At 30.9% G+C, this 13,783-nt stretch carries 11 protein-coding genes; 6 read left to right on the forward strand and 5 right to left on the reverse strand.

The window, feature by feature from the left end:
- Positions 1 to 11: 11 nt before the first annotated feature.
- From ACIQ11_RS00775 to ACIQ11_RS00790, 4 genes are all read left to right on the forward strand, one after another.
- Entirely contained in the window at positions 12 to 1,982 is a 1,971-nt protein-coding gene (locus ACIQ11_RS00775) for a peptidylprolyl isomerase (protein WP_396151887.1), read from the forward strand.
- A gap of 18 nt (positions 1,983 to 2,000) precedes the next feature.
- Positions 2,001 to 3,383: a peptidylprolyl isomerase gene (locus tag ACIQ11_RS00780; RefSeq protein ID WP_396151889.1), complete on the forward strand. Its 1,383-nt coding sequence runs from the start codon at positions 2,001 to 2,003 to the stop codon at positions 3,381 to 3,383.
- A 44-nt stretch (positions 3,384 to 3,427) separates the two neighbouring features.
- Positions 3,428 to 4,381: an AAA family ATPase gene (locus ACIQ11_RS00785; RefSeq protein WP_396151891.1), complete on the forward strand. Its 954-nt coding sequence runs from the start codon at positions 3,428 to 3,430 to the stop codon at positions 4,379 to 4,381.
- A 259-nt stretch (positions 4,382 to 4,640) separates the two neighbouring features.
- Positions 4,641 to 7,418 carry a bifunctional aconitate hydratase 2/2-methylisocitrate dehydratase gene (locus tag ACIQ11_RS00790; protein WP_396151893.1) on the forward strand — a complete coding sequence of 926 codons (2,778 nt, stop codon included), beginning with the start codon at positions 4,641 to 4,643 and terminating at the stop codon, positions 7,416 to 7,418.
- 357 nt (positions 7,419 to 7,775) lie between these two features.
- On the opposite strand, the gene ACIQ11_RS00795 is transcribed toward ACIQ11_RS00790, so the two are convergent.
- The gene (locus ACIQ11_RS00795) at positions 7,776 to 8,876 is read right to left on the reverse strand and encodes a DUF4105 domain-containing protein (RefSeq protein WP_396151895.1); all 1,101 of its coding nucleotides are present in this window, start codon (positions 8,874 to 8,876) and stop codon (positions 7,776 to 7,778) included.
- 68 nt (positions 8,877 to 8,944) lie between these two features.
- Complete coding sequence (locus tag ACIQ11_RS00800; protein WP_396151905.1) at positions 8,945 to 9,991, reverse strand: PorV/PorQ family protein; 1,047 nt, start codon at positions 9,989 to 9,991, stop codon at positions 8,945 to 8,947.
- A 146-nt stretch (positions 9,992 to 10,137) separates the two neighbouring features.
- On the opposite strand from ACIQ11_RS00800, the gene ACIQ11_RS00805 reads away from it, so the two are divergent.
- Together ACIQ11_RS00805 and ACIQ11_RS00810 are read left to right on the forward strand one after the other, a co-directional pair.
- The gene (locus tag ACIQ11_RS00805) at positions 10,138 to 10,872 is read left to right on the forward strand and encodes a CDP-alcohol phosphatidyltransferase family protein (protein WP_396151907.1); all 735 of its coding nucleotides are present in this window, start codon (positions 10,138 to 10,140) and stop codon (positions 10,870 to 10,872) included.
- Positions 10,872 to 11,714: a GH25 family lysozyme gene (locus ACIQ11_RS00810; protein ID WP_396151897.1), complete on the forward strand. Its 843-nt coding sequence runs from the start codon at positions 10,872 to 10,874 to the stop codon at positions 11,712 to 11,714. The genes ACIQ11_RS00805 and ACIQ11_RS00810 overlap by 1 nt, the downstream gene beginning before the upstream one ends.
- A 67-nt stretch (positions 11,715 to 11,781) precedes the next feature.
- Here the strand turns inward: ACIQ11_RS00810 and lptB are convergent, their stop codons facing one another.
- The 3 genes from lptB to tatC form a co-directional block, all read right to left on the reverse strand.
- A complete protein-coding gene (gene lptB / locus ACIQ11_RS00815; RefSeq protein ID WP_396151899.1) occupies positions 11,782 to 12,552 on the reverse strand; it encodes an LPS export ABC transporter ATP-binding protein in 771 nt (256 codons plus the stop codon).
- Between the two features lie 96 nt (positions 12,553 to 12,648).
- A complete protein-coding gene (locus tag ACIQ11_RS00820) occupies positions 12,649 to 13,002 on the reverse strand; it encodes a carboxymuconolactone decarboxylase family protein (RefSeq protein ID WP_291241067.1) in 354 nt (117 codons plus the stop codon).
- Positions 13,002 to 13,783, reverse strand: a 782-nt coding sequence (gene tatC / locus ACIQ11_RS00825) for a twin-arginine translocase subunit TatC (RefSeq protein ID WP_396151901.1), incomplete at its 5' end; no start/stop codon positions are given. The genes tatC and ACIQ11_RS00820, both read right to left, overlap by 1 nt.

Raw genomic sequence — 13,783 nt, forward strand, 5'->3', positions numbered from 1 at the left:
AATTTTAAAAAATGAAAATTCAAAACTTTTTTTTAGTACTATTTTTAACAATTTGCTCTAATTCAATTGCCCAAAACACAACAAAAGACGTGCTTTTTACGATTGATTCAAACGAATATAAAATTGATGAATTTAAAAGAATTTATCTTAAAAATTTAGAGTTAGTAAAAGACGATTCGCAAAAAGATTTGAATCAATATTTAGAATTATTTATTGGATATAAATTAAAAGTAAATAAGGCGTATAAGTTAGGCTTGCAAAATAATACAAAGTATCAAAGTGAATTAAGTTCGTACAGAAATCAACTTTCTAAATCGTATTTAAATGATTCAAAAGTTACCAATCAATTAATTGAAGAAGCCTATAGCAGAAGTACAAAAGAAGTAAAAGCATCGCATATTTTGCTTTCATTTGACGAAAGTATTAAAGGTACAGATACATTGGCGTTTTACAATAAAGCACTTGCGTTAAAAAAACAAATTGAAAAAGGGGAAAGTTTTGAATCAGTAGCTATGGCTAATTCACAAGATCCATCGGTTGCAGATAACAAAGGTAATTTAGGTTATTTCTCTGCTTTTAGAATGGTGTATCCATTTGAATCTGCAGCTTACAAAACTGAAGTTGGGCAAATTTCTAATCCAATTAGAACACGTTTTGGATATCATTTAATTAAGGTTACCGATAAAAGAGACAATAAAGGTGAAGTTACTGTGGCGCATATTATGATTTTAAATCCAACTGATGCCACTGATGAAGCCAAGTTAAAAGCAAAACAAACGATTGAAGATATTTCGAAAAAAATTCAACAAGGCGAAAGTTTTGAAGCGTTAGCAAGCCAATTTTCTGAAGATAAATCTACTGCAGTTAAAGGTGGTGTTTTGCAACGTTTTGGTACTGGACAATTAAGTTCTGAAGCATTTGAAAGTGCTGCGTTTTCATTGGAAAATAAAGGGGATATTTCGCAACCGTTTGAATCTGGTTTTGGATGGCATATTGTTAAATTAATAGAAAAACATCCCGTAAAATCATTAGCGGATTCAAAATCCGAATTAGAAAATAAAATTAAAAGAGACGAACGTTCTATAATTATTACCAATACTTTGGCTAGTAAATTAAAATTAAAATATAAGCAAGAAGTAAACAAAACGCAATATAAGAATATTGAAAAAACGGTTACAGATGCCATTTATAGTCAAACGTGGGAACTTCCAAAAGAAGATATTTCAATAAATGACGATGTATTGGTTATTGATAAAAACAAAAAAGTGCCTACAATGTCATTTGCAAGCTATATTCAATCGCAACAAAAAAATAAACTTTCGACTAAACCAGTTACGAAATTAGTTTCTGAATTATTTGAATCTTGGAAAGACGAGCAATTGATTGGTTATTATACCGATAATTTAGAAAACGAATTTATTGATTTCAAAAATGTTATGGACGAATACAGAGATGGTTTGTTATTATTTGATTTAATGGAAAAAGAAATTTGGGATAAATCAAAAACAGATACTATTGGACTTCAAAATTTCTATAGTTTAAATAAATCTAAATACAATTGGAAAGAAAGATTTGATGTAGATATTTTGTCGTCAACAGATGCTACTGTAATTGAAACCGCTCAAAAAATGCTTCAAAAAGGGAAAAGTATTGAATATATCAAATCGAAATTAAATAAAAATGATAAAGTAGCTATTATGGTGAAATCTGGTTTATTTGAAAAAAATTATGATATTTTAGATAAAATTCCAAATCTAACGGTAGGTGCAAACAACACGTATAAAGATGCAAATTATAGTTTTGTAGTTAATGTAAAAAGCACCAAACCCGCTGAGACAAAAGCCCTAGAAGACTGCAAAAGTAAAGTAATTAATGATTACCAACAGTATTTAGAGTCTACTTGGGTTGATGAGTTGAAAAAAGAATTTAAAATAAATATCAATACCGCAGTTTTTGAAAATGTAAAACAGCAATTAAAATAATAAAAACAGAAATAACCAATGATGCCAATACAAACAATGATTTCGAAATTCACAAATAAAACCAATCTTTTAGCGTTTGCTTTCTTAATTTTTTCAACAATTACTTTTGCACAAAAAAAGCAAAAAGTAGACGGTGTTGCAGCCGTTGTAGGAAATTACATTGTATTAGATTCTGATATAGATTTAATGCTTTTAGAATTAAAAACTCAAGGTACAGATATTACAAACATCACACGTTGTGAATTGTTAGGTAAACAATTAGAAGATAAATTATATGCGCATCAAGCGGTTCAGGATAGTATTGTGGTTACAGATGAAGAAGTAAATACTTTTATGGATAACCAAATGAATACTATGGTAGAACAGATTGGTTCTAAAGAAAAATTATTTGAATATTATAAGAAAAAAGATGAAGAAGACTTTAGAAGTTATTTTTTCGAGGTAATCAAATTAAACAAATTGACGTCGCAAATGCAGCGTAAAATTGTTGATGAAATTACAGTAACACCAGATGAAGTAAAACAATTTTTTACTAAAATTCCTGCCGATAAAATTCCAACTATTGGTGCAGAAATTGAATTGTCTCAAATTGTAGTAAAACCAGTAATTTCTAAAGAAGATAAGCAAAAAGCTATAGATAAATTAAAAGAAATTAGAAACGATGTAATTAATAACGGTGGAAGTTTCTACAGTAAAGCTGTAATTTATTCTGAAGATCCAGGTTCCAGCTCAAACGGTGGATATTATAAAATGAATAAAAAAACACAGTTTGTAAAGGAATTTAAAGATGTGGCTTTTCGTTTAAATGAAGGAGAAATATCAGAACCTTTTGAAACAGAGTTTGGTTTTCATATCATTTTTGTAGAAAAAATTATTGGTCAAGATATCGAATTGCGTCATATTTTAGTGAGCCCAAAAGTAACATCTAAAGCTGTAAAAGAGGCTTCGGATAAAATTGATGGAATCCGCGAAAAAATTGAAAAGGGTGAAATTACGTTTGAAGATGCTGCCAAAGCTTCTTCAGATGATAAAGAAACAAAAAATAACGGTGGACTTTTACTTAATCCGCGTACTTCAGAACCTCGTTTTGAAATTTCAAAATTAGATCCTGCTTTATATAATCAAATAAATGGTTTGGTTCAAGGTGAAATGTCTAAAGTTCTTTTAGACCAAGAAAGACAAGGAACAAAGTTTTTTAAAATACTTAAAGTAAATAAAAGAACGGAGGAGCATAGAGCTGATTTCGGCACAGATTATATTAAAATTAAAGAATTAGCACTTTCGGATAAACAATTCCAAGAAATTGGAAAATGGATGGCTGAAAAAATCGAGAAAAACTATATAAAAGTAAGTAACGATTATAAAGAATGTACTTTTGAAAATAATTGGTTAAAAAAATAACCGTTTACCAAATACCTTTTACCTTAAACCCTTTACCCAAAAAGATGTCAGACGTAGCAGCAATTGAAAAATTAGTAAGCAAACAAAAGCAATTGAAACAAGAAATTGCTAAAGTTATTGTAGGTCAAGATGAAGTAGTCAATCAGATTGTATTGAGTGTTTTTTCTGGCGGACACGCTTTGTTAGTTGGTGTGCCAGGATTGGCAAAAACGTTAATGGTAAATACTATTTCCGAAGCATTAGGGTTACATTTTAAACGCATTCAGTTTACGCCAGATTTAATGCCTTCAGATATTTTAGGAAGTGAGATATTAGATGAAACGCGAAATTTTAAATTTATAAAAGGTCCGATTTTTTCCAACATCATTTTGGCAGATGAAATTAACAGAACGCCACCAAAAACACAAGCTGCATTATTAGAAGCGATGCAAGAAAAATCGGTTACAGTTGCAGGGCAAAGTTTTAAATTAGATTTACCATTTTTTGTTTTAGCAACTCAAAACCCTATTGAGCAAGAAGGAACCTATCCGTTGCCAGAAGCGCAATTAGATCGCTTTATGTTTGCCATAAATTTAGATTATCCAACCTTTGAAGAAGAAGTTCAAGTAGTGAAAGCGACAACTTCAGATTTGAAAACAACAATAAATCCATTGTTTACTGCAGAAGAAATTATTTCTTATCAGAATTTAATTAGAAAAATTCCTGTTACAGATAATGTAATTGAATATGCTGTAACATTGGTTTCAAAAACCCGACCAAATAATCCTTTAGCGACTGATTTTGTTAAAAATTATTTAGATTGGGGAGCAGGTCCTCGTGCATCTCAAAATTTAATTTTAGCAGCCAAAACCAATGCGGCTATTAATGGAAAATTTTCGCCAGATATTGAAGATGTTCAAGCCGTAGCTTTCGGAATTTTACGTCACAGAATTGTCAAAAATTACAAAGCTGATGCCGAAGGAATTTCAGAAGAAGACATCATTAGAAAACTATTTTAACAACAGTCCTTTTTGTTAATTTGACAAAATACACTATCGTTTTTTTCGAATTTCGTAGTTTAATTTGCTTAAATTAAGAATTCCTAAATAATCACCCTTTTTTTGTTTTATTTTTGAATTAAATTCATTAAAATAGAATAATTACAAATAATAATTTCGGGAATATCGTTTTTTATTATAAATTTTTTAATCTAAAAAGAATTGGTTAAATTTGTATCAGTTTTAAAACAGATTAATAAATTATCATAATATTTTTGATATGGAAACAAATATTTATAAAGAATACATCAATGAAATTGAAGAACGAAAAGGCCAAGGATTGCATCCAAAACCAATTGATGGCGCTGATTTACTTAAAGCGATCGTTTCTCAAATAAAAGATGTAACAAACGAAAATAGAAAAGATTCACTTACGTTTTTTATCTACAATACGTTGCCAGGTACTACAAGTGCAGCAGTTGAAAAAGCAAATTTCTTAAAAGAAATAATTCTTGGCGAATCTGTAGTTAATGAAATTACTCCTGCATTTGCATTTGAGTTATTATCTCATATGAAAGGTGGGCCTTCTATAAAAGTATTGCTTGATATCGCTTTAGGAAACAATTTAGATATTGCAAAAGAAGCTGCAAATGTTTTAAAAACGCAAGTATATTTATATGATGCAGATACAGATCGTTTAAAAGAAGCGTATAAAAATGGAAATGCAATTGCTACAGAAATTTTAGAAAGTTATGCTAAGGCAGAATTTTTTACGAAACTTCCAGAAATTGCAGAAGAAATAAAAGTAGTGACCTATATAGCTGGTGAAGGTGATATTTCTACAGATTTACTTTCTCCGGGAAATCAAGCACATTCACGTTCTGATAGAGAATTGCACGGGAAGTGTATGATTACACCTAAAGCACAAGAAGAAATTAAAGCCTTACAAGCTCAACATCCAGACAAATCTGTAATGTTAATTGCAGAAAAAGGAACAATGGGCGTAGGTTCATCACGTATGTCGGGTGTAAATAATGTGGCGCTTTGGACAGGTAAACAAGCCAGCCCTTATGTTCCTTTTGTGAATTTTGCACCAATTGTTGCAGGGACAAACGGAATTTCGCCTATTTTCTTAACGACAGTTGATGTTACGGGTGGAATTGGTTTAGATTTAAAAAACTGGGTTAAAAAGACGGATTCAAACGGAGAAGTTGTTCGTAATGAAAGTGGCGACCCTGTTTTAGAACACGTATATTCTGTGGAAACAGGAACGGTGCTTACTATCAATACAAAAACAAAGAAGTTATATAATGGCGATAAAGAATTAATTGATATTTCTAAAGCCTTCACACCTCAAAAATTAGAATTTATTAAAGCCGGTGGTTCTTATGCTATTGTTTTTGGTAAAAAAATTCAAACTTTTGCAGCTGAAACACTTGGTGTCGAAGCGCCATTAGTATATGCGCCTTCAAAAGAAATCTCAATTGACGGACAAGGTCTTACTGCTGTTGAAAAAATATTTAATAGAAATGCAGTTGGTACGCTTTCTAAAAAAGTATTACACGCTGGTTCAGATGTTCGTGTTGAGGTAAATATTGTTGGTTCACAAGATACAACGGGTTTAATGACAGCTCAAGAGTTAGAGTCTATGGCTGCGACCGTTATTTCTCCAATTGTTGATGGAGCGTATCAATCGGGTTGTCATACAGCGTCAGTTTGGGATAAAAAAGCACAAGCAAATATTCCAAAATTAATGCAATTTATGAACGATTTCGGATTAATTACGGCTCGTGATCCAAAAGGCGTTTATCATCCAATGACAGACGTTATTCATAAAGTTCTTAACGATATAACTATTGATGAATGGGCCATTATTATTGGTGGCGATTCGCATACACGTATGTCTAAAGGTGTTGCCTTCGGAGCCGATTCAGGGACTGTGGCTTTAGCTTTAGCAACTGGTGAAGCGTCTATGCCAATTCCAGAATCTGTAAAAGTAACGTTTAAAGGTACTATGAAAACGTATATGGATTTCCGTGATGTGGTTCACGCTACTCAAGCACAAATGCTACAACAATTTGGTGGTGAAAATGTATTCCAAGGTAGAATTATTGAAGTGCATTTAGGAACTTTAACGGCTGATCAAGCGTTTACATTTACGGATTGGACAGCAGAAATGAAAGCCAAAGCATCTATTTGTATTTCTGAAGATGATACTTTAATTGAATCGTTAGAAATTGCAAAAGGAAGAATTCAAATTATGATTGATAAAGGAATGGACAATCATAATAAAGTGCTTCAAGGATTAATTAATAAAGCAAATAAACGAATTGCTGAAATTAAATCAGGTGATAAACCAGCTTTAAGACCAGATACAAATGCAAAATATAGCGCAGAAGTTGTTGTAGATTTAGATGTAATCGCAGAGCCTATGATTGCAGATCCAGATGTAAACAATAAAGATGTTTCTAAACGATATACACACGATACGATTCGTCCATTATCTTTTTATGGTGGAACAAAAAAGGTAGATTTAGGATTTATCGGATCTTGTATGGTACACAAAGGAGATATGAAAATTTTAGCTCAAATGCTTAAAAATGTAGAAGCACAAAAAGGAGAAGTTAAATTTAATGCACCCTTAGTAGTAGCGCCACCAACCTATAATATTGTTGACGAATTAAAAGCAGAAGGCGATTGGGAAGTATTACAAAGATATTCTGGTTTTGAATTTGATGATAATGCTCCAAAAGGTGCAGCTCGTACAGAATACGAAAATATGTTATATTTAGAGCGACCAGGTTGTAATTTATGTATGGGTAACCAAGAAAAAGCTTCAAAAGGAGATACGGTTATGGCTACTTCAACTCGTTTATTCCAAGGAAGAGTAGTGGAAGATACTGCTGAGAAAAAAGGAGAGTCTTTATTGTCTTCAACTCCAGTAGTAGTCTTATCAACAATTTTAGGTAGAACGCCAACCATTGAAGAATACAAAAAAGCAGTAGAAGGTATTAACTTAACTAAGTTTGCGCCTTCGCATAAATTATTAACGAATTAATTTATAGTACAAATAAACGAAAAACGCCAAGTGAAAGCTTGGCGTTTTTTATTTATAGATTTAACCAGATTAAGAAAACTAATATAAATATACCGAAAAGAAGGTTAACCAAAACTACTAACCATTTTTTTAAGGAGTTTGTTTCTCTTATGCTAATAATAGAAAATAAAAAACCTAATGTGCCAGTTATAGCAGATAAATACGCAAATATTTCAAGTGCATTATAAAAAATAATTGATGGGTAGATGTATAAAATAAATATGAATAATAGAAATACGCTACTAATGAAAATTGCACAATAAGAAGCATATTTTGAAAAATCAATTTGATTAAGCATATTGTAAAGTTTTTTAATTTCTAAGAAAATATCTTTCTTTCCTTTAGTACTATTTTAATCAACCAAAATAGGTGCAATGCGATTATTGGTAGTAGTATGAATACTTGCACTTTGTTTACAATATAAGCCAAATAAACCATCGTGAGCGCCATACAAATTTGACCAAATAAAATGGTTTTTCGAGTATTCTTTTTCCAATAAAAATAAACAAACATCAACAATAGCGGATTAAATAACAAAATATTGTAATTCCATAAAATTTCTTCGTGAAGCGAATAGAATCCTACTAAACTAAAAAATAATCCTAACAACCCTGCGAAAATGAAATAGGTAATTTGTATGCCTTTTTTGTTTATTAAAATCAAAATTACAATCGCAACTAATAATGAATAAATAGAATTTAAGTAGGAAAACGGCGTTGTGACGGTTTGTTCATTTAAAATTTCAGAAGGTTTTGCGATTTTTTTGCCATTTTGAGTGGCAGTATTTAATACTTTTTCAAATTCTAAAGGTAAAAATAGGCGCGTAGCGGGTTGGTCTACTTTCGTTCCAAAAATAATTTGAATCCCTAATTTCATATAGAAATCCGACATATACGGATATAAAATTTCTCTGTAACTTTGCTCTGATTTCGGTTGTTTTAGAATTTCTTCGCCTAATATTTTATTAATTTTATCTACAACCATTGTTGTGCAATTTTTATCAATAAATTTATAGGTATAAAAACGTTCTTCGGAAGTTAAACTACTGTTGAGTTCATTCAAAAGTTGTTGTTTTTGTGCTGTAGTTAAATTTAATTCTTGTGCTACAATACTTCTTCCGTCTAATTTGTAATTGTATTCAAAATCGTAGTAATTTTCGCTTGTTACAAAATATTGTAAATCACCTTTTACGAATTTCATAATAAAATTTGGAGTCGTAAAATCAAAAGCACCATAATTATACACCACATCAAGTTGATTTACATTATCTGTAATTCGAATTCCAGTGTGTCCATACATAGCGTAAGAAACTGGCGCCGTTCCGCAAGTTAAAATACTAACTTTAGCATTGTCTGATAAAATTATGTTTTGAGAAAAACCAATAATAGGTAGTAATAAGAAAAGTAATTTTTTTAGCATATTATATGTGTTTTTAACGACTAATAAAAGTCTAATATCTATATTCTATTCTATATATTCTCAAAAAATTATCTTCTAAAAATTCCTAAATCCACTTTTACAGAAAATACATTAGAATATAGTGCCGCGCTTTGATTTCCTAAATCAGTTAAGGCGTAATCTACTTGAATGCCTTTGTATTTAAATCCTAAGCCAATATTAGGTTGAAAACTTACTTTATTTGTATTGTCAATTTGTGTGATTTGTTGAAAATTCCCAACGCCAGCTCTTAAAAAAGCCAAATCAATATATCCGAATTCAAAACCAACTGCAGGACTAATACTTACCATACTTGTAGAAATAATATCATTTGTTTGTGCAAATTCCATATTCAAATTGGCTGCTGTTGTTAAAGTGTAATCGTAATGAAATTCGAATTTTTTAGACAAACCAAATTGTGCTTTTGGTAAAGTAATTTCACTGGTTTCTGGCAATTCTTGGTTTTCACCTGGAACAGCATTTTTTATTTTCTCATATTCTTCTTCGTTAATGGTCCAAGTGTTGTATGTTGTGGTAATATCTCGTAACATTAAACCAAATTTCCAATCGTTTTTGTTTTGAAATTGCAAGCCTACATCAAATCCAAAACCCCAAGAAGAAGCAAAATCGCCAATAATTCTTCGAATTACTTTGGCGTTTACTCCATAATTAAAACCTTGAACCGGTAATTTTCTGGCGTATGAAAATGTTACGCCATAATCTGCAGTAGAAAAAAGAGAAATTCTGTTGTAATCAATATTGCCTTGACTGTCAATTAACTGTGTTGTATTTAAAATGTCATCCACCCCAAAACGAATTAAAGAAATTCCCCACGCACTTCGGTCGTCAATTGGCATAGCAAAACCCGCGTAATCATATTGCGCAATATTTGCAAAATAATTCGCGTGCATTAAAGCAATTTGTTTGTCTTCCAATTGTAATATCCCAGCAGGATTCCAATATCCTGAATTTACATCCGAGGTTTGTGCAGTTACCGCATTACTCATTCCTAACGCTGCCGCATCCACTCCAATGTTTAAAAATTCGTTGGAATATTTACGAATAGTTTGTCCGAAAAATGACGTGGAAGTCAGCAACCCGATGAATACTATTATTTTTTTCAAATCATTTAAATCTAACAACAAATATCATAATTTCTTCTTTAATAAACTCAAATTCTTTCATTTTATTGTTTACATTTGCTATAGAAAATTCATAATAATAAAAACATTACTTAATGAGTATCAAAAAACACATTCCAAATACCATCACTTTGTTGAATTTATTAGCAGGTTTATTGGCTTTAATTCACGCGTTTAACGGAAATTATAATGAAGCTTTTTCATTGGTTTGTTTAGGTATTTTCTTTGATTATTGGGATGGTTTTTTCGCCAGAATTTGGAAAGTACAAAGCCCAATTGGCTTACAATTGGATTCTTTAGCAGATATGGTGACAAGTGGCGTGGTGCCAGGATTGGTAATGTATAAAATGTTAGCAGATATTCAGGAAAACCAATCGCAATATAATTTAACAGAAGACACCTATTATATGGGTGTTGTACCGTATTTAGGATTTTTAATCACTTTAGCATCTTGTTACAGATTGGCTAAATTTAATATTGATACGCGTCAAACGGATTCGTTTATTGGTTTGCCAACACCAGCGAATGCTTTGTTAATTATGAGTATTCCAATGATTCAGTTTCATTCGGAATTTGAATGGTTGGTTGATTTTTTAAGTAATCCTTATGTTTTAGTTGGAGTTACAGTTTTAAGCTCGTATTTATTAAATGCAGAAATTCCTTTATTTTCTTTAAAAGTGAAGAGTTTCAGCTGGGAAAAATATAAAATGCAAGTCGTGTTTTTGATTCTTTCTTTAATTTTAATAATCTTGTTAGAATTCATCGCCATTCCAATTATCATTTTGCTTTATGTGATGTTATCTGTGGTGAATAATACTGTTGGTAAGAAAGTGTAATGGCAACCAGAAGAAAATATACTTCTAAAAGAAAAAAACAAACTTTAATTAGTCCGAAATCTTTCAAATGGATTCTTGGACTTTTTTTGTTATTGATTACGATTGTTTTCGTGTATCAGAAAAAAGATGTGGTTCTATATTACTTAGGATTTAAATACAAACACGCCAATTTAACCGCAAATCAAAGAAAACTTGAAGATGCTCGAATAAATGATATCGTTGCCAATCACGAAGGTAAAATTTTCGGGATAGATGTTTCACAGTATCAAGGCACTATTGATTGGGAAAATCTTGAAGCTATTGAAGAACAATTTGAAATTAAGTTTGTAGTGGTTCGGGCTACAGCCGGAAGTAAAAAAGTAGATAGAAATTTCAAGAAAAATTGGAAAAATTTATCATCAACTGTTTATATTCAGGGTGCTTATCATTATTACCGTCCAGATGAAAATTCAACTGATCAAGCTACTAATTTTATTAAGAATGTCAATTTACGAAAAGGACATTTACCACCAATTTTAGATATCGAAAAAATGCCTAAAGGGCAATCGATGAACAAATTAAAAGAAGGATTACAAAATTGGTTAACTCTAGTAGAAAAACAGTACGGAGTGAAACCTATTATTTATACAGGTGAAAAATATTACGAAGATTTTTTGCGAGACGATTTTCCAGACTACTTATTTTGGATAGCAAACTACAATCCTTGGAAAGAAAAAATTGAAGATGATTATTTAATGTGGCAATTTACAGAAAAAGCCCAACTTCACGGTATCAACGAACTCGTAGATGTGAACGTTTTCAACGGAAACGTAGCTGATTTGAAGAAAGTGTGTATAAAATAAATACTAGAATGAAACACATAGGCACATAGTTTTATTTTGTTCCCTATGTGTCTATGTGTTTTAAAATTTATATATCTAACTCAACTTCTTTTGAAGCATTAAAGTCTATTTTTGTTTTTCTTAATTCGAAATTCTGACCTAAATATACACGTCTAACCATTTCATCTTCCACTAATTCTTCTGGTTTTCCTGCTTTCAAGATACCACCTTCGAACATTAAATAGGTTTTATCTGTAATGGCTAATGTTTCTTGTACGTTATGGTCGGTAATTAAAATTCCGATATTTTTATTTTTTAATTGTGCTACGATTCTTTGAATATCTTCAACTGCAACTGGGTCAACTCCTGCAAACGGTTCATCTAATAAAATGAACTTTGGATCCGTAGCTAAACAACGTGCAATTTCAGTTCTTCTTCGTTCGCCACCTGATAATAAATCGCCACGATTTGTACGAATATGACCTAATGAAAACTCTTCAATTAAGCTTTCCATTTTGGCTTCTTGTTCGGCTTTGGTTAAATTGGTTAATTGTAAAACCGATAAAATATTGTCTTCTATGCTCAATTTTCTAAAAACCGATGCTTCTTGCGCCAAATACCCAATTCCGTTTTGAGCACGTTTGTACATTGGATAATCGGTAATATTCATATCGTCTAAATAAATATTTCCAGAATTTGGTTTTACTAAACCTACAATCATATAAAAAGAAGTTGTTTTTCCAGCACCATTTGGGCCTAATAAACCCACAATTTCGCCTTGGTTTACTTCAACAGAAATGCCTTTTACAACGCTTCTTTTTTTATATGTTTTAACTAAATTTTCGGCTCTTAATTTCATTTTTTTATGAGTTTCTAAGTAACTAAGTTACAAAGTGGCTAAGTTATTTTTTACAAATAAACGAATATTCAAATAAACGATTATACAAATTAACAATTATTTAGTTCCTGCTTCTTCCAACGCTTCCCAAAACTCATAAGCTCTACGCAAATGCGGAATTACGATTGTACCACCAACTAAAGTAGCAATACTCATAGCTTCCATCATTTCTGTACGATTTACTCCATTTTTATAGGCCGTTTCTAAATGATATTTTATACAATCATCACAACGCAAAACCGCTGAAGCTACTAATCCTAATAATTCTTTAGTTTTCACATCAAGCGCACCTTCGCTATAAGCGTTTGTGTCTAAGTTGAAAATTCTTTTAATTACTTTATTATCATCTGCTAATAATTTTTCATTCATTTTAGCACGATAGTCGTTAAACTCGGAAATTAAATCACTCATTATATTGTGGTTATTGATTTGTTGTTTTTCTTAAAGATAAAAGCACTAATAAAAATACTAATTTCGTAAAGTATAATTAACGGGATTGTGACTATAACTTGGCTAATTACATCTGGTGGAGTTACAATTGCAGCAATAATTAAGATAATTACATACGCCCATTTTCTGTATTCTCTTAAAAAGGAAGGGGTTACCAACCCTAAAGTGGATAAAAAATAAATTATAATTGGTAATTCGAAAATTAAACCAGTAGCTAAAGTAGTAGTTTTTACAGTTCCGATATAAGAATTGACATTAATATCATTTTTTATTACATCAGAAACGGTAAATGTTGATAAAAAATTCAACGATAATGGTGTTAATACAAAATAACCAAATAACACGCCTAAAAAGAATAACAAAGAGGAAATAACTATAAATTTTACCGCATTTCTTTTTTCTTTTTTATATAATGCTGGACTAATGAAATTCCAAAATTGTAATAAAATATAAGGAAAACTTATGATAAACCCTGCTGTAATACACGTCCAAACTAATAAAGAAATTTGCCCTTCAATTTCGGTATTTTGAATACTGAAATTCAGAGTAGCATCGCAAAAACTTTTGTCTAAATCATATTTATTTGCTAAATCACAAAAAAACTGATAGGTAATAAAATCACCTTTCATAGGTCCGAAAATGATGGTTTGAAAGATAAAATCACTAAAAACCCAAGCAATTGCTCCTCCTGTTAAAATAGCAGCCGAACTTCTCACTAACAACCATCTTAATTCCTCAAGAT

The sequence above is a fragment of the Flavobacterium sp. genome, from assembly GCF_044361065.1.
In the GTDB taxonomy this organism is placed as follows: Bacteria; Bacteroidota; Bacteroidia; order Flavobacteriales; family Flavobacteriaceae; genus Flavobacterium.

Coding starts and splice junctions, on each gene's coding strand:
- ACIQ11_RS00775 (WP_396151887.1), top strand. CDS start 12: ATGAAAATTCAAAACTTTTTTTTAGTACTATTTTTAACAATTTGCTCT.
- ACIQ11_RS00780 (WP_396151889.1), top strand. CDS start 2,001: ATGATGCCAATACAAACAATGATTTCGAAATTCACAAATAAAACCAAT.
- ACIQ11_RS00785 (WP_396151891.1), top strand. CDS start 3,428: ATGTCAGACGTAGCAGCAATTGAAAAATTAGTAAGCAAACAAAAGCAA.
- ACIQ11_RS00790 (WP_396151893.1), top strand. CDS start 4,641: ATGGAAACAAATATTTATAAAGAATACATCAATGAAATTGAAGAACGA.
- ACIQ11_RS00795 (WP_396151895.1), bottom strand. CDS start 8,876: ATGCTAAAAAAATTACTTTTCTTATTACTACCTATTATTGGTTTTTCT.
- ACIQ11_RS00810 (WP_396151897.1), top strand. CDS start 10,872: ATGGCAACCAGAAGAAAATATACTTCTAAAAGAAAAAAACAAACTTTA.
- lptB (WP_396151899.1), bottom strand. CDS start 12,552: ATGAAATTAAGAGCCGAAAATTTAGTTAAAACATATAAAAAAAGAAGC.
- ACIQ11_RS00820 (WP_291241067.1), bottom strand. CDS start 13,002: ATGAGTGATTTAATTTCCGAGTTTAACGACTATCGTGCTAAAATGAAT.